Below are 22,994 nucleotides of genomic sequence, written 5' to 3'. Positions count from 1 at the left end.
TGGTCTGGATCAGCCCTTCACCGCGCCAGCGGTGAGGCCCTTGATCATCTGCTTCTGCAGGATCAGGAAGACGATGAGTATGGGGATCATCGTGAGAATGGTGCCGGCCATGACCGGGCCCCAGTTGGTGCTGCCCTCGTTGTTCTGCAACAAGGTCAGGCCAACCGGGAGCGGGGCGACGGATGCCGTGTCCGCCATCAGGAAGGGCCACAGGTACTGGTTCCACTCCGTGACGATCGTGATGAGGGTGAATGCCACCACGGTGGGCCAGGACATCGGCAACAGGATCCGGAAGAGCAACCGGAAGGGCCCCGTGCCGTCGAGGTGTGCCGACTCCACGATCTCGCGGGGCAGGGAGGCGAAGTGGTTGCGCATCAGGAAGGTCCCGAAGGCCACTCCGGCCAGGGGGATGATGATGCCGGCAAAGGTGTTGCGCCAGCTGAGTTCGGCCACCAGCGCATAGTTCGAGATCACCGTCACCTGGTTGGGCACCATCAGGGAGGCGATCACGAAGAGGAAGACGATACGGCGGCCAGGGTAGTGGAGGAACACCAGGGCGAAGGCGGTGATGATGCCCAGCACCACCTGGACCACGGTGAGGACGGTGGTGATCAGCAGGGAGTTCAGGAAGTACCGGATGAAGGGGACGTCGTCGATGACGGTGGCGTAGTTCTCCGCCGTGAACGGATCCGGGATCCACTGCACCGGCTCCGTGTAGATGTCCGGCCGCTCTTTGAGGGAGGTCAGCAGGATGAACGCGATGGGCACCAACACGATGGCCGCAATGACCACCATGGATGCGTATCCGAACAGGGTGCCGGGCGTGACGGAGGGCTTGGAGGCGAAGAGGGTGGAGCGGGCCATATCTGGGTCCTCAGTCCTTCTGATCCTGGAAGCGCACCTGGATCACGGTGATGACCAGCAGGATGACGAACATGATGGTGGCCACGGTGGCGCCATAGCCGGCGCGGGAGTTGACGAAGGTCTCCTGGTAGATCTGATAGACCATGGTGGTGGTTCCGTTACCCATGGGTCCGCCGCGCGTCATCACGTTGATGATGTCGAAGACCTGGACCGAACTGAGCAGCACCGTGACGGACAAGAAGAAGGTCGTGGGCCTCAGCTGGGGCAGAACGATCCGGAAGAAGTGGCGGAACGGCCCGGTCCCGTCGATCTGGGCCGCCTCGTCCAGCTCGATCCTGCGGCCCTGCAGCGCGGCCAGGTAGATGACGAAGACATATCCCACGTTCTTCCAGATGTAGGTGCTGGTGACCATGAACAGCGCCCAGTCCGGATCCTGGTAGAAGTTCGGGCTGTCCAGGCCCACGCGCGCAAGCAGGTCCTGGATCATGCCGAAGCGGGGATCGAAGACGAACTGGAAGGCCACTCCGATGGCGGCACCGGAGATGACGTACGGGGCGAAGACCAGGGAACGAACCAAACCGCGGCCGCGGAGGTTCTGGTCCAGTACCAGGGCCATGACGAGGCCGATCACCATGGAACCGGCCACGGTGGCGACCGTGAAGACCAGGGTGATGCCCAGGATCTTCCACGAGTCCGGCCGCCCGGCCCACTCCACGTAGTTGTCGAAGCCGATGTACTGGGCCGTGGGGGAGGAGATGTTCCAGTTGGTGAAGGACAGCCGGATATTGTCCAGCAGCGGTCGGTAGGTGAACACCACCAGCAGGATGAGGTTCGGCGCCAGCAGCAACACGGCCAACCAGAGGTCTCGGCGTTGCCATCGGCGGCGTCGAGGTGCCGCAGGAGTGTGGGAGGTCGACGGGATCGCCGGTGTGGCCACGGTCAGGGGGACCGCGCCGGGCACGGGGGCACCAGGGCGAACAACAGAAGGCATGCGCTGACCGTAGGGAGCCGCCGTAAACGACTTTGCGTTCCCGGGTGACGGGGTTGGGGGCCAAAGGTGAACAACAGGACTTGGGGACCTGGGCACATCCAGGCCCCGGCGTAGGCTGGGTCCATGAGTCTGGCGCAGAAGATCAACCGGCAGGTGGCCCCGTTCGAGGTCATCTCGGAGTACCAGCCCTCGGGCGACCAGCCGAAGGCGATCGCCGAGCTCGCCGAGCGGGTGCAGGCCGGCGAGAAGGACATCGTCCTGCTCGGCGCCACCGGTACCGGCAAATCGGCCACCACGGCCTGGCTGGTCGAGAAGGTGCAGCGTCCCACGCTCATCATGGTGCAGAACAAGACGCTCGCGGCGCAGCTGGCCAACGAGTTCCGGGAGCTGCTGCCGAACAACGCGGTCGAGTACTTCGTCTCCTACTACGACTACTACCAGCCGGAGGCGTACGTTCCGCAGTCGGACACCTTCATCGAGAAGGACTCCTCGATCAACGAGGAGGTCGAGCGGCTGCGTCACTCCGCCACCAATGCCCTGCTGACCCGCCGTGACGTGGTGGTGGTCGCCACCGTGTCCTGCATCTACGGCCTGGGCACCCCGGAGGAGTACATCGAGCAGATGGTCACCCTGCGCCGGGGCGCGGAGATGGACCGGGACACGCTGCTGCGCCAGTTCGTGGCCATGCAGTACGTGCGCAATGACCAGGACTTCCACCGCGGTACCTTCCGGGTCCGCGGGGACACGGTCGAGATCATCCCGATGTACGAGGAACTGGCCATCCGGATCGAGTTCTTCGGGGACGAGATCGAGGCCATCCAGACGCTCCACCCCCTGACCGGGCACGTGGTCCGCGAGGAGGAGGAGATGTACATCTTCCCGGCCTCGCACTACGTGGCCGGGGACGAGCGGATGCACCGGGCCATCGGCACCATCGAGGACGAGCTGCGGGACCGCCTGCAGGAGTTCGAGACCCAGAACAAGCTGCTCGAGGCCCAGCGGCTGCGGATGCGCACCACCTATGACCTCGAGATGATGCAGGAGATGGGGTACTGCAACGGCATCGAGAACTACTCGCGGCACATCGACGGCCGCGACGCCGGCACCGCCCCGCACTGCCTGATCGACTACTTCCCGGACGACTTTCTGCTGGTGGTGGACGAGTCCCACGTGACCATCCCGCAGATCGGGGCCATGTACGAGGGGGACATGTCCCGCAAGCGCACCCTGGTGGAGCACGGGTTCCGGTTACCGTCCGCCATGGACAACCGGCCCCTGAAATGGGACGAGTTCCTGGAACGCATCGGCCAGACCGTCTACCTGTCCGCCACCCCCGGCAAGTACGAGCTGGGCCAGGCCGACGGCGTGGTGGAGCAGATCATCCGACCCACGGGGCTGGTGGACCCGGAACTGGTGGTCAAACCGACCCAGGGCCAGATCGACGACCTGCTCGAGGAGATCCGCGTCCGCAGCGAACGCAACGAGCGGGTGCTGGTGACCACGCTGACCAAGCGTATGGCCGAGGACCTCACCGAGTACCTGCTGGAGCACGGGGTCAAGGTGGAGTACCTGCACTCGGACGTGGACACGCTGCGTCGCGTGGAGTTGCTGCGAGACCTGCGTAAGGGTGTCTTCGACGTTCTGGTCGGCATCAACCTGCTGCGTGAGGGGCTGGACCTGCCCGAAGTCTCCCTCGTGTCCATCCTGGACGCGGACAAGGAGGGTTTCCTGCGCTCCGCCACGTCACTGATCCAGACCATCGGCCGCGCGGCCCGCAATGTGGACGGACAGGTCCACATGTATGCCGACCGGATCACCGACTCCATGCGTCAGGCCATCGACGAGACCAACCGGCGCCGCGAGGTGCAGGAGGCCTACAACAAGGAGCACGGCATCGACCCGACGCCGTTGCGCAAGAAGATCGCGGACATCACCGACCAGCTGGCCCGGGAGGACGCTGACTCCGCGGACTTCCTTGCCGGCATGGGCGGGGTGAAGACCGGGTTCGACTACGGGATGGGCAAGCGCGGCTACACCGCCACGATCTCGGATGAGCAGCGTGCCGCGGCCGCCCATGCGGCCGAGGGTGACTCGACCGACGGCTCCGGCGGCACCGGGGCCCCGGACTTCGCGAAGCTGCCGGCGAAGGACCTGTCCGAGTTGATCGAGCAGATGAGTGCGCAGATGCACCAGGCAGCGGTGGACCTGCAGTTCGAGCTGGCCGCGCGCATCCGTGATGAGGTGTCCGAGCTGAAGAAGGAATTGCGGCAGATGCAGCGCGAAGGCCACGCCTGAGACGGCCGCCACTCCTGACTTCGGACGGAGGCGGGGTAGACTGTTCCACGGCGTAGGGGAGTATCCCTAACACTGCGGACGTCAACACGCAGCCCGGGCCGGACATCACCGATGCCGGACGGACTGCCGGACGTAGTGGCCTGTCGGGTTCGGCAGGCGGAGAGACTTGCGGCACACACCCAGACCTACGGAAAGTGACTGCATGGAAATCAATGCGCTGACGTGGACCATCACCATCGCGGTGATCATCGCGCTCCTCCTCTTCGATTACATCTTCCACGTGCGGAAGGCCCACACGCCGACCATCAAGGAAGCGGCCATCTGGTCCGCGATCTACGTGGGCATCGCCCTGGTGTTCGGCCTGGTGTTCTTCGTCTTCGGGGACACCCAGCACGCCATCGAGTACTACTCGGGCTACATCACCGAGAAGGCGCTGAGTGTTGACAATCTCTTCGTGTTCCTGGTCATCATGGCGTCCTTCCAGGTCCCCCGTGAATACCAGCAGAAGGTGCTGCTCTTCGGCATCACCTTCGCCCTGATCTCACGAACCGCCTTCATCCTGGCCGGTGCCGCCATCATCTCGGCCTGGTCTGACGTCTTCTACCTGTTCGGCCTGGCCCTGCTGCTCATCGCGGGCGGCCAGCTGAAGGGCGAGTTGGCGGCCGACGAGAAGGAGAAGGACGAGGCGGACAACTTCCTCGTCCGGCTCGCCAAGCGCGTCCTGCCGGCCTCGGACCGCTACGACGGTGACAAGCTGTTCACCCGCGAGAACGGCAAGCGGCTGATGACGCCCATGCTGCTCGTGATGGTGTCCATCGGCCTGACCGACGTCCTGTTCGCCTTCGACTCGATCCCGGCCATCTACGGCCTCACCCAGGAACCGTACATCGTCTTCACGGCGACGGCGTTCTCCCTGATGGGCCTGCGCCAGCTGTTCTTCCTCATCGACGGCCTGCTGGACCGCCTCGTCTACCTGTCCTACGGCCTCTCCGCCATCCTCGGGTTCATCGGCGTCAAGCTCATCCTGCATGCTCTGCACGACAACAACCTGCCGTTCATCAACGGTGGCGAGAACGTCCCGGTCGTCACCATCGAGACCAGCACGTCGCTGCTGGTGATCGTCGGCATCCTCATCGTCACCGTCCTGGCGTCCCTGTACAGCCCCAAGGGCAAGGCCCTGGTGGCCCTGCAGAACGCCGAGAAGTTCTCCCACCGCTACTCCAAGCTGGACGAGAACGCCCCCGCCGAGGAGCGCCGCAAGGCCGAGGAGCTGATGGACAAGTGGACCCGCGCGGCGGAGAACGTGTCCCCGCATTTCCGCGACAACCTCATCGAGCACAAGGACAGCTACTCGGAGATCATCCGAACCGCCCACGAGACCCGGGTGGCCACGGCCCAGGCAGAGGGTCGGGACGTCCCGACGATCTCCAACTCCATCGTCACGAACGAGGGCCCCAAGGTCTGAGTTCCCCTCGGTGGCCCTGCCGAGCGTCGTCCTGACGATCGATCGGTGGGCTACTGAAGCAGAAGGACCGCACCGGATGTTCCGGTGCGGTCCTTCTGTCGTCCTGGCGTCCGAACGTCCTGGCGTTCTCAGGACTCGGTCACGGAGAATCGCCGGTCAGGGACAGCAGCCGGCGCAGGATCGCGGGACCGTCCTCTCCGATGCCGTCATGGTGGAACTCATCGGTCTCCCACACCTGCAGACCGTACACGCGCGCCGCGGTCTCCAGGGAGAGGTCCCGGTCCACGTAGACGTCGTGGGTGTACACAGCGGCGGCCGTCGGGACGGTGTTGGCGGCCAAGGCCTCCGAGTCGTACAGGGCTCCCCAGTCGGTACGGCGTGCCAACTCCTCGGTCACGGCCTTCAGTGGCTTGAGGGCGGGGTCCAGATCCGCATACCAGTCGAAGACCATCTCGCCGGTGAGCAGCGGGTGGGCGCTCCGGGCCGGATCGAAGTCCGCCAGGTCGGGAGAGGACCGCAGGACCCGTTGGGCGGCCCACGCCGTGCCCGTGGCGGCGGTCTCCGCCATCGCTGCCGGCTGCGGCACCGAGGGCTGAGCCGGCTGGGAGTAGATCGACTCGTGCATCACCAGGTAGAGCGGATTCGTGGCTCGGGAGACCTGCTGGTAGAGACCGTGCAGGAAGGTGTCGGTGAGAGTCTCGGTGCAGGCCCCGGTCACGGCCTTGGCCCCCGGCGGTTCCTGTTCGAAGGCCTCCTGGAGGAGGTAGTGGAGCTGGTCCATCCGGGTGTTGCCGCCGAGGAACATCCCCAGCATCTGGACACGCCCCACCGTGACGGGCGACCCATCCGGGAGTACCGCCGGTGGTGCGGCCCCCGTCTCCCCGGCACGAACGGCATCGTAGACGCGTCCCAGGATCTGACGGTCCTCAGGAAAACGTCCGAAGTACTCCTCGTTGCGCGCACGCATGCGCTGATAGGTGGCACGGTAGACGCGGTCTGCGGTGCCGTCCAGCGGGGCGAGGCCGCCGGTGATGAGGGCCCGGGACATCCCCTCCGGGTGCCAGGACAGGTAGCTCAGCGTGCAGAACCCGCCGAAGCTCTGCCCGAAGACCGTCCACGGCTCGGCACCGAGCATGAGCCGGATCAATTCGGCATCCTGCACGATGGAGGGGGCCCGGAAGTGCACCAGGTAGTCCGCCTGCTCCTCAGGCGTACCGATCAACGGCAGGGTGTTGCGGTTGGCGGCGGTGGACAGCCCGGTGCCGCGCTGGTCCAGCATCAGGATGCGGAACCGTGGGGACGCCTCCTTCATCCAGCCGGCCAGTTGAGCCTGGCGGACGCCCTTACCACCGGGGCCGCCCTGCAGGAACAGCAGCCACGGCAGGTCGTGGTCCGCGCCGGAGGCGTATTCACGGGCGTACACCCGGATCCGCGCCGCCTCCGGCCGGGCGTGGTCCAGTGGCAGCTCGAACCAATGGTCGGTGATGCGGGTCCCGTCCAGCAATGACGACTGCTGTCCGGCGCGGTGTGTGCACGCTCCGGAGGAGATCACCTCGGCCGGCCGGGCGAAACTCCGGGGATCACCCGCGACGCCGGCCGTCACCGGTGACCCTCCGAGGCGGCAGCGGCGCCGGCATCCTCGAGGGCGGCACCCGTGAGCCGAAACGTCGTCCACTCGTCCTGGGAGGTGGCGCCGAGGGACCGGTAGAAGCCGATTGACGGCTCGTTCCAGTCCAGCACGGTCCATTCCAACCGGGCGTAGCCGCGCTCGACGGCGATCCCGGCCAGGTGCGACAGCAGCCTCGTGCCGTGCCCGCGTCCCCGCAGGGCCGGGTCCACGTAGAGGTCTTCGAGCCAGATCCCGTGGGTGCCCTCCCACGTGGAGTAGCTCAGGAACCACAGGGCCAGGCCCACCACGGAGGGGCGGGGGAGCGCAGACGAGGCCCGTTCGGGTATGGGCTCCGCCCCCGCCGGCCCGGTCGCTGATCCCGCCGCCAGCGCGTCGTCCGGACGCGTGTCCTCGATGACGTGGCAGAAGACCGCGGGATGCTCGCCGAAGAGGCTCGCCTCCAGGGCAGCCTCGGTGGTCTTGACGGCGTCGGGCTCCCTCTCATAGACCGCGAGATCCCTGATGAGCCGAAGGAGGTGTGGGACGTCGGCGGGGACGGCCGGACGAACGGTGCCGGAAACGGTGCTGGGGATGGTGGCGCTCACGCGTCGGGTCTCCTTTTCACAGAGGTCGGGTCACGCTGGTCAGGTCACAGGTTCAGTTCACAGGTTCAGTTCACACAGTCCAGCCGGGCTCCGGGGCTCCCACGGACACCACACGTACCACGGGGTGGGCGGCCTCATCCGAGGCGTCCAGATCGACGAGGGCGTTGATGCCCCAGTCCAGGTGGCCGTCCGGATCGACGAGGACCTGCCGGACCGTCCACCAACGGGAGCCGGAGATGCCGGCCGGGGCGCCGCCGTCGGGCCCTGGCTGGGGGGTGGTGTCCACGCGGAAGTACTGGGGGCCGCGGGCGGTGGGGCCGTCGTCGATGTCCTCGTAGTCCCCGAAGTAGCCGTCGAGTGCGTCCGCCCAGTCGTCGGCGGAGAACGCATCACCGGCGTCCTTGCCGAGCTCGGCCAGAGCACGGTCCTGCTCATCGCCGAACAGCCGCACCCGGCGGAACAGGGCATTGCGGACCATCACGGTGAAGACCGGCGTGTTGGCGGTGAGCCGTGGGGGCTCCGGCGGGGCCAATTGCTCGTGGTCCTTCTTCAGTTCCTCGATGTCCCCGGCGAGCAGGTCCTCCCACTCCTCGATGAGCGAGGAATCGGTCTGCTTGACGATCTCATCCAGCCAGGCCACCAGGATGTCGAGTTCCTCGTCCCGGTCGTCCTGCGGGATCGTCTGCTTGAGGGCCTTGACGGCATCGGTCAGGTAGCGCAGCAGCACCCCCTCGGAGCGGGACAGCCCGTAGAAGTTCACGTAGTCACCGAAGCCCATGGCACGTTCGTACATGTCCCGGACCACGGACTTCGGAGTCAGCTCGAAGTCATGGAGCCAGGGCGCGGTGGCGCTGTACAGCTCGAATTGCTGCTCGAGCAGTTCGGCCAGCGGCATCGGGTAGGTGACCTCATCGAGGGCGTTCATGCGGTCCGTGTAGTCCATGCCCTCGGCCTTCATGGCGGCCACAGCTTCACCGCGGGCCTTCTTGACCTGGGCGGAGAGCACCTGCCGGGGCGGCTCAAGGGTCGCCTCCACGATGGAGACCATGTCCAGGGAGTAGCCGGGGTCGGCCGGGTCGAGCAGGTCGAAGGCCGCCAGGGCGAAGGGCGAGAGGGGCTGGTTGAGGGCGAAATTCGGCTGCAGCTCGACCGTGAGGTCCACGGTGCGGCCCTCGGCGTCCGGCTCGGGCAGCTTCTCCACCACTCCGGTGGCCAACAGCTCGCGGAAGATGCCGAGGGAGCGGCGCAGGTGGGCGGCCTGCTTGGCCGGGGTCTCGTGGCTGTTGCGCATCATCCGGCGGACCGCGATGACCGGATCGCCCGGGCGATCGAGGATGTTCAGCAGCATCGAGTGACTGATGCGCATCTGGCTGGTCATGGCCTCGGGCTCGGCCGTGATGAGTTTCTCGAAGGTGGCCTTGCCCCAAGAGACGAAGCCCTTCGGCGGTGTCTTCTTCGGAGACGACTTCGTGGACTGCTTCATGCGCTTGCTGCGCTCGGCCTCGTCCTTGATATTCGCGAACTTGGCGGCCGCCTTCTGCTGGGCCTTCGCGTTCTCGATCACGTGCTCGGGGGCCTGGACCACCACGAGCCCCGAGGTGTCATAGCCGGCGCGGCCGGCGCGTCCGGCGATCTGGTGGAACTCGCGGGCGTGCAGGATGCGGGTGCGCTGGCCGTCGTACTTGCTCAGGGCCGTGATGAGCACCGTGCGGATGGGAACGTTGATGCCCACGCCGAGGGTGTCCGTGCCGCAGATGACCTTCAGCAGCCCCTCCTGGGCCAGTCGTTCCACAAGCCGGCGGTACTTGGGCAGCATCCCGGCATGGTGGACGCCGATGCCGGCCCGGACCAGCCGGTTCAGGGTCTTGCCGAAGCCCGAGGAGAACTTGAAGCCGGCGATCCGCTCCGCGATGGCGTCCTTCTCCTCTCGGGTCGCCACGGACACGGAGGACAGGGACTGGGCCCGTTCAACGGCGTCCAGCTGGGAGAAGTGGACCACGTAGACGGGAGCCTGACGCGTCTGGACCAGCTCGGCAACCTTGTCCTGCACCTGCTCCTCTGACCACTCATAGGACAGGGGGATGGGCCGCTCCGCATGCGCGACGGTGGTGGTGGTCCGGCCCGTCCGTGCGGTGAGGTCCTCTTCGAACCGGGCGGTGTCCCCGAGGGTGGCGCTCATCAGCAGGAACTGCGCCTGCGGCAGCTCCAGCAGGGGCACCTGCCACGCCCAGCCGCGCTGGGGATCCGCGTAGAAATGGAACTCGTCCATGACCACCGGTCCCACGTCCAGACCGGATCCCTCCCGCAGGGCCTGGTTGGCGAGGATCTCGGCCGTGCAACAGATGATGGGGGCGTCTCCGTTGACGGAGGAATCACCGGTCACCATACCGACGTGGTCGGCGCCGAAGATCTCCACCAGGGCGAAGAATTTCTCCGAGACCAGGGCCTTGATCGGTGCCGTGTAGTAGGTCCGCTGGCCGGTGGCGAGGGCCTGGAAGTGGGCGGCGATGGCCACCAAGGACTTACCGGAACCGGTGGGGGTGGCGAGGATGACGTTGTTGCCCTGCACGAGTTCCATGACGGCCTCGTCCTGCGCGGGATACAGGGCGATGTCCTGGGACCGGGTCCACTCGAGGAAGCCCTCATACACGGCATCGGGGGAGAGGCGTTCCGGTACGGTCGCAGGGCCGTCGGAGGGGGAGGGAATCAAGTCGGAGAGCAACATTACGTCCAGCTTACGTCGCGCCGGGGACGCGCTAGCGTGGGGGCATGCAGGACTTCACCTGGGATCCCCAGCAGTACACCGTCTTCGCCGACCGCCGGGCCCGACCGTTCCGCGACCTGACGGCGCGGGTCCGGGCCACGGATCCGAAGGTCGTGGTGGACCTGGGCTGTGGCCCCGGCAATATGACGCGGACCCTGGCCGAGCGCTGGCCCGGCGCCCGCGTGATCGGCCTGGACTCCTCAGCGGACATGGTGGCCTCGGCCCAGCAGATGGCCGCGGAGTCCGGAGCGCCCGGCAACCTGGAGTTCGACCAGGTGGATGCCGAGCGCTGGGCGCCGGACGCCGATGTGGACGTGATCGTGTCCAATGCCATGCTGCAGTGGACCCCGGACCATCGGCAGCTGGTGCGCGGGTGGCTCGAGGCACTCAAGCCCGGAGCATGGTTCGCGGTGCAGGTCCCCGGCAATTTCGCCGCCCCCTCGCATGCGACCATCGCGGAGATGTCCCGCCGCCCCGAGTATGAGGACGCCCTGGAGGGCGTGGTGGAACGGGAGTCGGTCTACACCACGGATGAGTACCTGGAGACCCTGATTGCAGCGGGCTTCGAGGCGGACATCTGGGAGACCACCTACAGTCAGCCCCTCAGCGGACCGGATCCGGTGTACGACTGGGTCAGCGGCGCGGCCCTGCGTCCGTCGCTGCAGCGGCTGGAGGCCGCCGACCGGCGTGATGGCACCAACCTCCAGGAGCGGTACATCGAGGAGTACCGGCGCATCATGCGCGAGTCCTACCCGACCTACACGACGCCCGAGGGGGTGCGGCTGACGGACTACCCGTTCCGCCGCGTCTTCATCGTGGGTGTGAAGAACGACCTCTCACCCAGCATCTGAGCCGAGCTCCGGGCGGCGGCCGGGTCACGGAGCGTGCACTGGCGAATGGCGGCTTGAGCCGTTGGTTGACGAGGTGCCGAGCGAAGCAACAGACGTAGCAGATCGAGCGCTGGCGGAGGCGAATGTCTCAACTTCCGAGTTGGGAGCATGGAAGCAGGCGATCCTGGATTCCCAGTCCGGCGAGAAGCAACTCTCTCAAAGCGAGCTTGAGGGGCACGCAGACATCGAGGTGGTCCGAGTTCATGTGCGCTCTGAGTTGCACCGCGCAGGCTATCCCGTTGCACCGACCCGCATCATAGAGGTTTACGCCGACTTGGAATGTCAGTAAGGCTCGGTTGGAATCGCGGCCGGGGCTCCTTCGTCGTACTCCGGGTCAGCGTTCGGGCATGTGGCTGCGCATGTGCGGCGGCGGAGGAGCAGTTGTGTCGCCGGTGTCGTGCTGGGCGGTGGTGGCGGTCCACGTTCGGTCGGTGCCTTCCACAGTCACCGTGACGGCTTCCAAGTCGGGGTTCTCGGCCCGGGTGGCGTCAAAGACGGAAAAGCCGAACAGTTGGAGGTTTCGGTCGGTGTACGGGTCCACGTAGTAGTCCGCTAGAGCCTCGTCTTCAAGGACGACGACGACTTCACCGGGTCCGCCGGCGCTGAAAGTTTCGGCGTAGTAGTGGGGCCACACGAGAGCGTCCGGGCAGTCGGCCCCATGGGCATCCAGCCATGTCCGGGCTACGGTACTGGCGAACTGCTGGGCGTCGGTTTCTGCGTCAGGCAGCTCCCACGCCACGCAGTTTTCGTCCCAGGCCGGTTCGGGCCGGCCTGCGGCGAGCGCGGCGGCCTTCACCGCTGCGGGGTCGTCGAGGGCGGCGGTGGTGGCGTCGATGGTGTCCCGAGTTGCCTGGGCCGCGTCGGCGGTGGCGGTGGTCGCTGCATCTGCGATGGCGGTGATCGCCGGGGCCGGGGCCGGGCTCGGCGGTGAGGAGGGGGATGGCGAGGGCCGCGGCGGCGGTGCCGGTCAGGAGCGCGGCGGCGGTGAGCGTGGCGGTGGTGCGGCGGTTCATGCGGTGGTGCTCTCTCCCGTGGTGCCGGTCTCCGGCAGGCTATCAGCCGGGCAGGGCCATTCACTGGCCCGGGCAGTGATCACGGCGGCACGGAGGGCACCAATCAGGGCTTCGGCTTCGTCAAGCTCCAACAGGTCGGCCGATACGGTCACGGTGGTTTCCTCGCCAGTGGTGGACAGGCCAACCTCGAAGGACACGGCGCAGGTAGTCGTCGTCATGGGGGTCTGGTCGGTGTCGCCCTGCGCAGGCCCGCACGTGCCGATGACGGGGTACGTCTTGCCGGTCACGGTGTCGCGGACGCGGGATCCGGTCGGGAGATGCTGGGTGGTTCGGGCGCTGATCGCTGGGGCTCCGTTCCGGCGAAGAACGGAGCCGGTCCGGTCACCAGCCGCGTTCGCGCCAGTCGCCGAGGTGGGGGCGCTCCGCGCCGAGGGTGGTCCCATCGCCGTGGCCGGGGTGGACGATCATGTCGTCCGGATACTGCTCGAACAGCCGCGCCACCACGTCCGTGAACAGCGAGTCGAAGCGGTCCGGGTCCTGCTGGGTGTTGCCCACGCCCCCCGGGAACAGGCTGTCGCCCGAGAAGCAGAGCGGCGGGCCGTCCTCCGGCTCGTAGACCAGCGCCACGGAGCCCGGGGTGTGCCCGCGGAGCCCGACGACGGCCAGCGAGATCCCGTCGAAGGTCGCCGTGTCGCCGTGGTTCAGCAGCACCTTCGCGGGCACTCCGGTCTCCCGCTCGATGGCGTCGGCATCGTCCACGCCGGCCGCCGTCGGTACGCCCGTGGCCTCCACGACCTCGGCCAGGGCCCGAATATGGTCCCAGTGCTGGTGCGTCGTGATGATCACGGCCAGCTTGAGTTCGCAGGGGGTGTCGTCCTTCGCCGACTGCAGCAGCTCACTGACGGCGACGGCGTCGTCCGCGGCATCGATCAGCACCTGGGTCCCGGACGTCTTCGAGGTGAGGACGTACACGTTGTTCGCCATGTCGGAGACCGACCGCTGGCGGACCGTCACCCGGGGCAGATCGTGCAGCAACCGGATGGGGGAGGTGGATGAAGGCATGAGCCATAGTCTAAGGACGTTGACCGCCACCGGGGCAAGCCCATCGGGGAGGTCAAGTCTCGATCTGCGCTGGTCCATCCCGCTGGACGGCCTCGGAGGCCGGCGCGGACCGCCCCGCCCCTCGGCGCTCCGATAGGGTGTCAGAACACACAGACACGGACCAGACAGGAACGCGGGGAACAGATGGCGGCTCGGGGCGCATCAGGCCGACCGAAGGATTCGGCGCAGCCGAAGGAACCATCGGCGGGCACGCCCCCGGCGAAGTCCCCCGCCACGCCGGTCCCCGCGTGGCTGGTCGCCGCCCTGTCCATCAACACCGGTTCGACCGTCCCGCCCTATGAGCAGGTGCGGACCGGGTTGCTCGACCTCATCCACCGCAAGAGGCTTCCGGTGGGCAGCAAGCTGCCGACGGTGCGTGCACTGGCGTCCGCCCTGGGCGTAGCCGCCAACACGGTGGCCCGCGCGTACAAGGAGTTGGAGCAGGCCGCCGTCGTGACCGCCAGGCCCCGGCTGGGGACCGTGGTGGCGCCGGGCCATGACTCGGCGGAGTCCCAACTCGCCGCCGCGGCGGCCGCCTACGCGCAGGTGGCCCGCACCCTCGGGTACGGGCCTCGTGAGGCCACGCGGCAACTCGAGGCGGTCTTTCCCACCACCTGAGCGAGAGGGGCTCTGCGTGAGAGGGGCCCGGCGATACGGCGTGAGTGGGGAATTCGCTCAGGGCCGACGGTTCGAAGAGGTGTTCGAAGCCTCTCTGCCATACAGTGGATTCCGTGCCGAAATCCCTCACGAATCCCGACTCCGATACGGTTCCCGCCACCTCCGCGTCCTCCACGTCCCGCCACTCCCGCGGTCTCGCCTCCGGCCCCGCAGGCGGGGCGCACCGCCACGATCCAGATCGGATCGTGGTCAAGGGTGCCCGCGAGCACAACCTGAAGAACGTGGACCTGGACATCCCCCGCGACGCGCTGGTCGTCTTCACCGGGCTGTCCGGTTCGGGCAAGTCCTCCCTCGCCTTTGACACGATCTTCGCGGAAGGCCAGCGCCGCTACGTGGAATCGCTGTCCTCCTATGCGCGGATGTTCCTCGGCCGCGTGGACAAGCCGTCCGTCGACTTCATCGAGGGCCTGTCCCCGGCCGTCTCGATCGACCAGAAATCCACGAACCGCAACCCGCGTTCCACGGTCGGGACCATCACCGAGGTCTACGACTACATGCGTCTGCTGTGGGCCCGCATCGGCATCCCGCACTGCCCCGAGTGTGGCGAGCCGGCCAGCCGGCAGTCGCCACAGCAGATCGTGGACCAGCTCGGCGAGCTGCCCGCCAAGACGCGCTTCCAGGTGCTCGCCCCCGTGGCCCGCGGCCGGAAGGGCGAGTTCGTGGACGTCTTCACCGACCTCGCCACCCAGGGCTTCTCCCGGGCGATCGTGGACGGTGAGCTCATCCAGCTGTCCGATCCGCCGAAGCTGAAGAAGCAGGTCAAGCACACCATCGCCGTGGTGGTGGACCGTCTGGCCATGAAGGACGGCATCCGCCAGCGGCTCACCGACTCGGTGGAGACCGCCCTGAACCTGGCTGACGGACTCGTGGTCATCGACTTCGTGGACGTGGACGCCGCCGTGGACCCGGCGAAGGCCAACGCGGGCGAGTGGGACGCCTTCGATGCCGAGGGGACCCCCAAGTTCCGCTCGTTCTCGGAGAAGCTGTCCTGCCCCAACGGCCACCAGCTCACCATCGATGAGATCGAGCCCCGCTCCTTCTCCTTCAACAACCCTTTCGGCGCGTGCACGGTCTGCACCGGCATCGGCACCAAGCTCGAGGTGGACGAGGACCTCGTGGTCCCGGACCAGGACAAGACCCTCCTGGAGGGGGCCATCGCGCCCTGGTCGATCGGCAAGTCGACGTCCGAGTACTGGCAGCGGCTGCTCTCCGGCCTGGCCAGCGAGGTCGGCTTCGGCATGGACGTGCCCTGGAAGGACCTGCCCGCAGCCGCCCGCAAGGCTGTCCTGCACGGCAAGGACTTCAAGGTCGAGGTGTCCTACCGGAACCGCTTCGGCCGCGAACGCCGGTACACCACCGGTTTCGAGGGGGTCATCGACTACATCCACCGCAAGCACCTGGAGACCGAGTCGGATCACGCCCGGGACCGCTACGAGTCCTATATGCGGCAGATCCCCTGCGCGGCCTGCAACGGCAACCGCCTGAACCCGACCTCGCTGTCCGTGACCGTCGGCGGGAAGTCCATCTCCGAGGCCACGGTCCTGCCGATGCAGGAGGCCATCGACTTCTTCGAGCAGCTCGAGCTGTCCGAACGGGACGTGCAGATCGCCGACCAGGTCCTCAAGGAGATCCTGGCCCGCCTGCACTTCATGCTGGACGTGGGCCTCAATTACCTGAATCTGGAGCGGCCGGCCGGGACGCTGTCCGGCGGCGAGGCTCAGCGCATCCGTCTGGCCACGCAGATCGGCTCCGGGCTCGTCGGGGTCCTGTATGTCCTGGACGAGCCGTCCATCGGCCTGCACCAGCGGGACAACCGGCGGCTGATCGAGACGCTGCTGCGGCTCCGGGACCTCGGCAACACCCTGATCGTGGTGGAGCATGACGAGGACACGATCGCCGAGGCCGACTGGATCGTGGACATCGGCCCCCGGGCCGGTGAGCACGGCGGCGAGGTGGTCCACTCCGGCTCCCTCGAGGGCCTGAAGGCGAACGAACGCTCCCTGACCGGCGACTACCTGGCCGGGCGGCGCGAGATTGCGCTGCCGGAGCAGCGCCGTCCGTTGGACCAGAGCCGGAAGATCACCGTGGTCGGAGCGCGGGAGAACAACCTGAAGGACGTCACCATCGACTTCCCGCTCGGTGTGCTGACCGCCGTGACCGGCGTGTCCGGGTCCGGGAAGTCCACGCTCGTGAACGAGATCCTCTACAAGGTCCTCGCCAACCAGCTCAACCACGCCAAGCACGTCCCGGGACGGCACAAGCGGGTCAATGGGCTGGACCAGCTGGACAAGGTCGTGCACGTGGACCAGAGCCCGATCGGGCGCACCCCGCGCTCCAACCCGGCCACGTACACCGGCGTGTTCGACACCATCCGGAAGCTCTTCGCGGACACCCAGGAGGCCAAGGTCCGCGGCTACCAGCCCGGACGCTTCTCCTTCAACATCAAGGGCGGCCGCTGCGAGGCGTGCTCGGGTGACGGCACCCTGAAGATCGAGATGAACTTCCTGCCGGACGTCTACGTCCCGTGCGAGGTGTGCCACGGCGCCCGGTACAACCGGGAGACCCTCGAGGTGCACTACAAGGGCAAGAACATCGCCGAGGTCCTCCAGATGCCGATCGATGAGGCGGCGGACTTCTTCTCCGCGTACACCAAGATCTCGCGCTACCTCAACACCCTGGTGGACGTCGGGCTCGGGTACGTCAAGCTGGGCCAGCCCGCCACCACCCTCTCCGGGGGTGAGGCGCAGCGCGTGAAGCTGGCGGCGGAGCTGCAGAAGCGCTCGAACGGCCGGACGATCTACGTGCTGGATGAACCCACCACCGGCCTGCATTTCGAGGACATCCGCAAGCTGCTGGGCGTGCTGCAGTCCCTCGTGGAGAAGGGCAACACGGTGATCACGATCGAGCACAACCTGGACGTCATCAAGTCGGCCGACCACGTGATCGACCTCGGCCCGGAGGGAGGGTCCGGCGGCGGCAGCATCGTCGCCGTCGGCACCCCGGAGCAGGTCTCCCGCACGGCGGCCAGCCACACCGGCCAGTTCCTCGCGGGGATCCTGTGACCGCGCCCGGCACCGCGATCCTCTTCGACCTGGACGGGACGCTGGTGGACCCTGCGGGCGCCATCACCGGGGGCATCGCCACCGCCCTGGAGCGCCACGGGTTGCCCGTGCCCGGCCCGGAGCGGCTCGCGTCCCTCGTGGGGCCGCCGTTGCAGGAGAGTCTGGCCTCCCTGGAAGGTGTCACGGCGGAGAACATGCCCTCGGTGATCCGTGAATACCGGGCCGGCTACCTGAGTCAGGGGATGGCGGCCAGCACCGTCTACCCCGGGGTCCGTGACGCCCTCGAGGACCTGGGGGCAGACCACCGGCTGGTGGTCGCCACCTCCAAGCCCCGGTCGCTCGCGCGTCAGCTGCTGCGCGTCCAGGGCCTCGATCACCTCTTCGCGGCGGTCTGCGGGTCGAACGACGACGAGACCGCCCCGTTGCCGCCGCACGGCACCAAGGTGCAGGCGATGGCCGAGGCGCTGGCCGCCGTCGGGCATCCGGAGCGGGCCGTGATGGTGGGGGACCGGCACTTCGACCTGGCCGGGGCCGCGCACCACGGGATCCCGGGCATCGGGGTCCTCTGGGGCTTCGGCGGCCGGAGCGAGCTGGAGGAAGCCGGGGCCACAGTGCTGTGTGCGGACGCGGGCGATCTGCCGGAGCACTGCCGAGCACTGGTGACCGCGGCCCGGATCTGACCCGGGCACTATGATGGATCCGGTCCGCAGGAGCATCCGGGACACTCAGCTCTTTCGATTCCACTGGAGAGGACGGCCATGGCGACCAACGAAGCCGTGCGCACGGGGATCCGTGCCCTGGTCAAGGTCACCTGCCGGCCGACCATCACCGGCCTGGAGAACGTGCCGGAGTCCGGCGGGTTCATCGTGGCCAGCAACCACCTGTCCTTCTTCGACTCCGTGATCCTGCAGGCGGTCATGCCGCGCATGGTGCACTTCTTCGCCAAGGCCGAGTACTTCACCCAGCCCGGCATCAAGGGCGCCGTGATGAAGGGCTTCTTCGACTCCGTGGGATCGATTCCCGTGGAACGCAGTGAGAAGGCCGCCTCCGTGGCAGCCCTCGAGCAGCTCATGGGCCACGTGGCGGCGGGCTCCGGCGTCGGCATCTACCCCGAGGGCACCCGCAGCCGGGACGGCCGCCTCTACAAGGGCCGCACCGGCGTCGGCTGGCTCGCGCTGGCCACGGGGGTTCCGGTGGTGCCCGTCGGTCTGCGGGGAACCGAACGCCTCCAGCCGCCCGGTTCGAACCGGTTCACGCCGCACCGCTTCTCCCTGACCGTAGGTGAGCCGCTGCAGTTCGACCACCTCGGCACCAAGCACCCGTTGCCGCCGCGACGGCAGGCGACGGGGCAGATCATGGACGCCATCGCGGCCCTCTCGGAGCAGGAACGCGCGACCACCTACAACGAACCGGTCTCGGGCCACTCCTCCGGCGGTCAGGCCGGACAGAACCCGACGCCCACCCAGGACTGAGCCGCCATGGCTGATCCGGCCAGCTACCGCCCGAGGACCGGTGAGGTGCCCACCTCACCGGGGGTGTACCGCTTCCGCGACCCGGACGGGCGCGTCATCTACGTGGGCAAGGCCAAGAATCTGCGGTCCCGCCTGGCCTCCTACTTCCAGGACCCCAACGGGCTGCATCCCAAGACCCGGGCGATGGTGTTCACCGCCGCCTCGGTGGAGTGGACCGTGGTCGGCTCCGAGCTCGAGGCCCTGCAGCTCGAGTACACGTGGATCAAGCAGTACACGCCGCGCTTCAACATCATGTACCGGGACGACAAGTCGTACCCGTACCTCGCCGTCACGATGAACGAGAAGTACCCGCGGGTGCAGGTCATGCGCGGGGACAAGCGCAAGGGTGTGAAGTACTTCGGGCCCTTCCATCCGGCGAAGGCCATCCGCGAGACCGTGGACCTGATGCTGCGCGTCTTCCCGGTCCGGACCTGTTCCTCCGGAGTGTTCCGCCGGGCCGAGCTCTCCGGTCGGCCCTGCCTGATGGGCTACATCGACAAGTGTGCCGCCCCGTGTGTGGACCGGATCAGCCAGGCGGGGCACCGTCAGCTCGCGCAGGACTTCTGCGACTTCATGGCCGGGGACGCCCAGAAGTACATCCGCCGGCTCGAGGCCCAGATGAAGGAGGCCGTGGCGGACCTGCGCTATGAGGACGCCGCCCGGCGCCGAGACGACATCGCGGCCCTGAAGCGGGTGTTCGAACGCAATGCCGTGGTCCTCTCGGAGACCACGGAGGCGGACATCTTCGCCTTCGCCGACGATGAACTCGAGGCCGCCGTCCAGGTGTTCCACGTCCGGGACGGACGCATCCGCGGTCAGCGTGGCTGGGTGGTGGAGAAGGTCGAGGATGTCTCGGGTGCCACCATGGTGGAACAGCTGCTCGAGCAGGTCTACGGCTCGCTTGAGGACACCAGCCGCATCCCGCGCGAGGTCCTCGTGCCCGAGCTGCCGGAGAACGCCGACCAGGTGGCCGCCCTGCTCTCGGGCATGCGGGGAGCCCAGGTCAGCCTGCGGGTGCCACAGCGCGGTGACAAGAGGTCCCTGATGGAGACCGTCAAGGAGAATGCCGTGCTCGCACTGCGGGTGCACAAGACGCGTCGCTCCGGCGACCTGACCACCCGGTCGGCCGCCCTCCGTGAGCTCCAGGACGCCCTCGAACTGCCCGAGCCGCTGCTGCGCATCGAGTGCTACGACATCTCCCACGTCTCGGGTACCAACGTGGTCGGCTCGATGGTGGTGGTCGAGGACGGGATGCCGAAGAAGGCCGACTACCGCAAGTTCAGCGTGACGGGGGACGCCGCCCGCGATGACACCGCCGCGATGCGCAACGTCCTCACCCGCCGGTTCCGTCACTACCTGGAGGACCAGGAGCGCAGTGGGACCTTCGCCACCGGGGAGATCGCCCCGGAACCCGATCCGGCGGGTCCGGCGGACCTGGACGGTCAGACGGGGCCCGGCGGGGCGCTGGAGGGCCCGGCCAGAACACCATCGGACGGGCCGTCCTCGCGTCGCTTCGCCTACCCGCCCTCCCTCGTGGTGGTCGACGGCGGCCCCCCACAGGTGGCCTCGGCCGTCCAGGCCCTCGCGGACCTGGGGATCACCGACCTGCCCGTGGTCGGGCTCGCCAAGCGGCTCGAGGAGCTGTGGTTGCCGGGCGAGGAATTCCCCCTCGTGCTGCCGCGCGCCTCACAAGGGCTCTACATGCTGCAGCGGATCCGCGACGAGTCGCACCGCTTCGCCATCACCTTCCACCGGGAGAAGCGGGGCAAGTCCATGGTGTCCTCCGCCCTGGACGGCATCGAGGGCCTGGGCCCGGCCAAGCAGAAGACGCTGCTCAAGCACTTCGGCTCGGTCAAGCGCATCCGTGCCGCCAGTGTGGATCAGCTGCAGGAGGCCCGGGGCATCGGCCCGGCCCTGGCCGCCACCGTCCATGCGGCGCTGCACCCCGAGAGCACGGAGACCGGCACCGAGTCCGCCGGGCCAGCCGGGCCCGCTGAGGCCGTCAGGGATGCCGAGGGCACCGAGACCGGCTCGGTGGATCGGGTGACGCGCGGTGTCAACCTGACCACGGGCGAAATCCTGGACTGAAGAGGGTGGACTGGACTGGGTAGTCTGGACGTATGAGCGACGGACTGACCCCGGTGAAACCACCCACTTCTGAAGTCCTCATCGTCACCGGCATGTCCGGGGCGGGGCGGACCACCGCCGCGCACGCGCTAGAGGACCACGGCTGGTATGTGGTGGAGAACATCCCGCCACAACTCTTCATCACCCTGACGGACCTGGTGGGTCGTTCCCCCGAGGCGATCCCGCGGCTGGCCCTCGTGGTGGACGTGCGGTCCAAGGAGCTCTTCAAGGACATCCAGGAGGCCCTGGGGCAATTGCGGGCCCAGGGTGTCGACTACCGGGTGCTCTTCCTGGACGCCAGTGACGAGCTGCTGGTGCGCCGTTTCGAGTCGGCCCGCCGCCCGCATCCGCTGCAGGGCTCCGGCCGCATCCCGGATGGGATCGCCGCCGAACGCCTCCTCCTGCGGGAGCTGAAGGAAGAGGCCGAGATCGTGGTGGACACCACCACGAAGAACGTGCACTCGCTGGCCACCACCATCACGGAGCTGTTCACCGAGTCCGGTCCCATCGTGCTGCGCCTGAACGTCATGAGCTTCGGCTTCAAGTACGGGCTCCCACAGGATGCGAACTTCATGGCCGATGTCCGCTTCCTGCCGAACCCGCACTGGGTCCCCGAGCTGCGACCCTTCACCGGCCAGGACACCGCGGTCTCGGAATTCGTGCTGCAGCAGCAGGGTGCCAGTGAGTTCGTGGACCACTATCTCGAGGCGCTGGTGCCCGTCCTGGACGGCTACCGCCGGGAGAACAAGCACTACGCCACCTTCGCCATCGGCTGCACGGGCGGCAAGCACCGCTCGGTGGCCGTGGCCGAGGAGCTGGGCCACCGGCTGAGCCAGCAACCGCGGGTCACGGTCAATGTGCACCACCGTGACCTGGGCCGGGAATGAGTGGGATGGCGGGGATGCCGAGCATGAGCAGTCATTTCACGGGCCAGTTGCCCCTGGCGCCCAGTTCCGTTCCGGCGCCGGGCCAACAGGCTGGAACGTACGATCCGACCCTCCGCGTCACCGCGCTCGGCGGCGGCCATGGGCTGTCGGCCACTTTGCGGGCCCTGCGGCTCATCGCCGGGGAGATCACGGCCGTGGTCACGGTGGCGGACGACGGCGGATCCTCGGGCCGCATCCGCCGGGAGATGGACGTGCTGCCGCCCGGAGACCTTCGGATGGCCCTGGCCGCCCTGTGTGATGACACGGACTGGGGGCGGACCTGGCGCGATGTCATGCAGCACCGCTTCACTTCCAAGGAGGGCACCGAGGCCACGCTGGACAACCACTCCCTGGGCAACCTGTTGATCGTGGCCCTGTGGGAGCTGCTCGGCGACCCGGTGGGCGGACTGCGCTGGGCCGGGGCCCTGTTGGGTGCCCGCGGCCAGGTGCTGCCCATGTCCACCGTGCCGCTGGCAATCTCTGGTGCCGTACTGTCCGAGAACGAGAAGGGTGAGCTGGTCCGGCGGACCGTGACGGGCCAGTCCTCGCTGGCCGCCGCCGGGAAGAACACCAGGGTCTCCCACATCCGGCTCGAACCGGAGAACGCCCCGGCGTGTGAGGAGTCCATGGAGGCCATCGAGCTCTCCGACTGGATCGTCCTCGGTCCCGGCTCCTGGTACACCTCCGTCCTGCCTCACCTGCTGCTTCCCGAGCTGCGCGAGGCCCTGGTCCGGACCCCCGCCCGGAAGGCTCTCGTGATGAATCTCACCACGGATACCGCGGAGACCTCCGGCATGAACGCGGCGGACCACCTGGAGGTCATCCACCACTACGCGCCCGATCTGCGGTTGGACGTCGTCATAGCAGACCAGGACGCGGTCCAGGACGCCCAGGGATTCGTGGCCGCCGCCGAGCGTCTGGGAGCCTCGGTCCTGTTTAGTAGGGTTGGTGCCGGTTCGGGGACCCCGATCCATGACCCACTGCGTCTGGCCTTGGCCTTCCAGGAGGCCTTCAAGGGCTCCTGATACGGTCATCGTCGTCCGTCACGCCCACCGGTATGGCGGCTCCACCAGTACAAGCAGTACAAGCGAGA

Annotated in this window: 18 protein-coding genes; 10 read left to right on the top strand and 8 right to left on the bottom strand. The window is 67.6% G+C overall.

The window, feature by feature from the left end; genetic code table 11:
- Nucleotides 1-9: 9 nt before the first annotated feature.
- Nucleotides 10-864 (bottom strand): carbohydrate ABC transporter permease, encoded by an 855-nt coding sequence (locus tag AB0333_RS04395; RefSeq protein ID WP_366217501.1) that lies wholly within the window; start codon nucleotides 862-864, stop codon nucleotides 10-12.
- A 10-nt stretch (nucleotides 865-874) separates the two neighbouring features.
- Nucleotides 875-1,855: a sugar ABC transporter permease gene (locus AB0333_RS04390; RefSeq protein ID WP_366217500.1), complete on the bottom strand. Its 981-nt coding sequence runs from the start codon at nucleotides 1,853-1,855 to the stop codon at nucleotides 875-877.
- 123 nt (nucleotides 1,856-1,978) lie between these two features.
- Between AB0333_RS04390 and uvrB the strand changes: the two genes are divergently transcribed.
- Nucleotides 1,979-4,150, top strand: coding sequence for an excinuclease ABC subunit UvrB (uvrB, locus tag AB0333_RS04385; RefSeq protein ID WP_366217499.1), 2,172 nt, complete (start codon nucleotides 1,979-1,981; stop codon nucleotides 4,148-4,150).
- Between the two features lie 202 nt (nucleotides 4,151-4,352).
- Nucleotides 4,353-5,615 carry a TerC family protein gene (locus AB0333_RS04380; RefSeq protein ID WP_366217498.1) on the top strand — a complete coding sequence of 421 codons (1,263 nt, stop codon included), beginning with the start codon at nucleotides 4,353-4,355 and terminating at the stop codon, nucleotides 5,613-5,615.
- A 139-nt stretch (nucleotides 5,616-5,754) separates the two neighbouring features.
- On the opposite strand, the gene AB0333_RS04375 is transcribed toward AB0333_RS04380, so the two are convergent.
- The 3 genes from AB0333_RS04375 to AB0333_RS04365 all read right to left on the bottom strand — a co-directional run bounded on the left by AB0333_RS04375 (nucleotide 5,755) and on the right by AB0333_RS04365 (nucleotide 10,554).
- Nucleotides 5,755-7,218: an alpha/beta fold hydrolase gene (locus tag AB0333_RS04375; RefSeq protein ID WP_366217497.1), complete on the bottom strand. Its 1,464-nt coding sequence runs from the start codon at nucleotides 7,216-7,218 to the stop codon at nucleotides 5,755-5,757.
- Nucleotides 7,215-7,829 (bottom strand): GNAT family N-acetyltransferase, encoded by a 615-nt coding sequence (locus AB0333_RS04370; RefSeq protein ID WP_366217496.1) that lies wholly within the window; start codon nucleotides 7,827-7,829, stop codon nucleotides 7,215-7,217. The genes AB0333_RS04375 and AB0333_RS04370 overlap by 4 nt, the downstream gene beginning before the upstream one ends.
- Nucleotides 7,830-7,899: 70 nt before the next feature.
- Nucleotides 7,900-10,554: a DUF3516 domain-containing protein gene (locus tag AB0333_RS04365; RefSeq protein WP_366217495.1), complete on the bottom strand. Its 2,655-nt coding sequence runs from the start codon at nucleotides 10,552-10,554 to the stop codon at nucleotides 7,900-7,902.
- 44 nt (nucleotides 10,555-10,598) lie between these two features.
- On the opposite strand from AB0333_RS04365, the gene AB0333_RS04360 reads away from it, so the two are divergent.
- The gene (locus AB0333_RS04360; protein ID WP_366217494.1) at nucleotides 10,599-11,444 is read left to right on the top strand and encodes a methyltransferase domain-containing protein; all 846 of its coding nucleotides are present in this window, start codon (nucleotides 10,599-10,601) and stop codon (nucleotides 11,442-11,444) included.
- Between the two features lie 373 nt (nucleotides 11,445-11,817).
- On the opposite strand, the gene AB0333_RS04355 is transcribed toward AB0333_RS04360, so the two are convergent.
- The 3 genes from AB0333_RS04355 to AB0333_RS04345 form a co-directional block, all read right to left on the bottom strand.
- Nucleotides 11,818-12,279, bottom strand: coding sequence for a hypothetical protein (locus AB0333_RS04355; protein WP_366217493.1), 462 nt, complete (start codon nucleotides 12,277-12,279; stop codon nucleotides 11,818-11,820).
- Nucleotides 12,280-12,492: 213 nt separating this feature from the next.
- On the bottom strand, nucleotides 12,493-12,783 hold the full coding sequence (locus AB0333_RS04350) for a hypothetical protein (protein ID WP_366217492.1): 291 nt from the start codon (nucleotides 12,781-12,783) through the stop codon (nucleotides 12,493-12,495).
- A gap of 94 nt (nucleotides 12,784-12,877) precedes the next feature.
- Complete coding sequence (locus AB0333_RS04345) at nucleotides 12,878-13,558, bottom strand: MBL fold metallo-hydrolase (protein WP_366217491.1); 681 nt, start codon at nucleotides 13,556-13,558, stop codon at nucleotides 12,878-12,880.
- A 183-nt stretch (nucleotides 13,559-13,741) separates the two neighbouring features.
- Here AB0333_RS04345 and AB0333_RS04340 point away from each other — a divergent pair, with 183 nt between their 5' ends.
- From AB0333_RS04340 to yvcK, 7 genes are all read left to right on the top strand, one after another.
- The gene (locus tag AB0333_RS04340; protein ID WP_366217490.1) at nucleotides 13,742-14,215 is read left to right on the top strand and encodes a GntR family transcriptional regulator; all 474 of its coding nucleotides are present in this window, start codon (nucleotides 13,742-13,744) and stop codon (nucleotides 14,213-14,215) included.
- 242 nt (nucleotides 14,216-14,457) lie between these two features.
- On the top strand, nucleotides 14,458-17,337 hold the full coding sequence (gene uvrA, locus AB0333_RS04335; RefSeq protein ID WP_366217580.1) for an excinuclease ABC subunit UvrA: 2,880 nt from the start codon (nucleotides 14,458-14,460) through the stop codon (nucleotides 17,335-17,337).
- Complete coding sequence (locus AB0333_RS04330; RefSeq protein WP_366217489.1) at nucleotides 17,334-18,017, top strand: HAD hydrolase-like protein; 684 nt, start codon at nucleotides 17,334-17,336, stop codon at nucleotides 18,015-18,017. Before uvrA ends, AB0333_RS04330 begins: the two co-directional genes overlap by 4 nt.
- 78 nt (nucleotides 18,018-18,095) lie before the next feature.
- Nucleotides 18,096-18,809 carry a lysophospholipid acyltransferase family protein gene (locus AB0333_RS04325; protein WP_366217488.1) on the top strand — a complete coding sequence of 238 codons (714 nt, stop codon included), beginning with the start codon at nucleotides 18,096-18,098 and terminating at the stop codon, nucleotides 18,807-18,809.
- Between the two features lie 6 nt (nucleotides 18,810-18,815).
- Entirely contained in the window at nucleotides 18,816-20,936 is a 2,121-nt protein-coding gene (gene uvrC / locus AB0333_RS04320; RefSeq protein WP_366217487.1) for an excinuclease ABC subunit UvrC, read from the top strand.
- 32 nt (nucleotides 20,937-20,968) lie between these two features.
- Complete coding sequence (gene rapZ / locus AB0333_RS04315) at nucleotides 20,969-21,862, top strand: RNase adapter RapZ (RefSeq protein ID WP_366217486.1); 894 nt, start codon at nucleotides 20,969-20,971, stop codon at nucleotides 21,860-21,862.
- A 23-nt stretch (nucleotides 21,863-21,885) separates the two neighbouring features.
- Entirely contained in the window at nucleotides 21,886-22,926 is a 1,041-nt protein-coding gene (gene yvcK / locus AB0333_RS04310; protein WP_366217485.1) for a uridine diphosphate-N-acetylglucosamine-binding protein YvcK, read from the top strand.
- Nucleotides 22,927-22,994: the final 68 nt, after the last annotated feature.

This window comes from Citricoccus sp. NPDC079358, from assembly GCF_040702545.1.
Lineage (GTDB): Bacteria > Actinomycetota > Actinomycetes > Actinomycetales > Micrococcaceae > Citricoccus.
The sequence above is the reverse complement of the archived record's forward strand: the minus strand, read 5'-3'. Positions and strand labels throughout refer to the sequence as shown.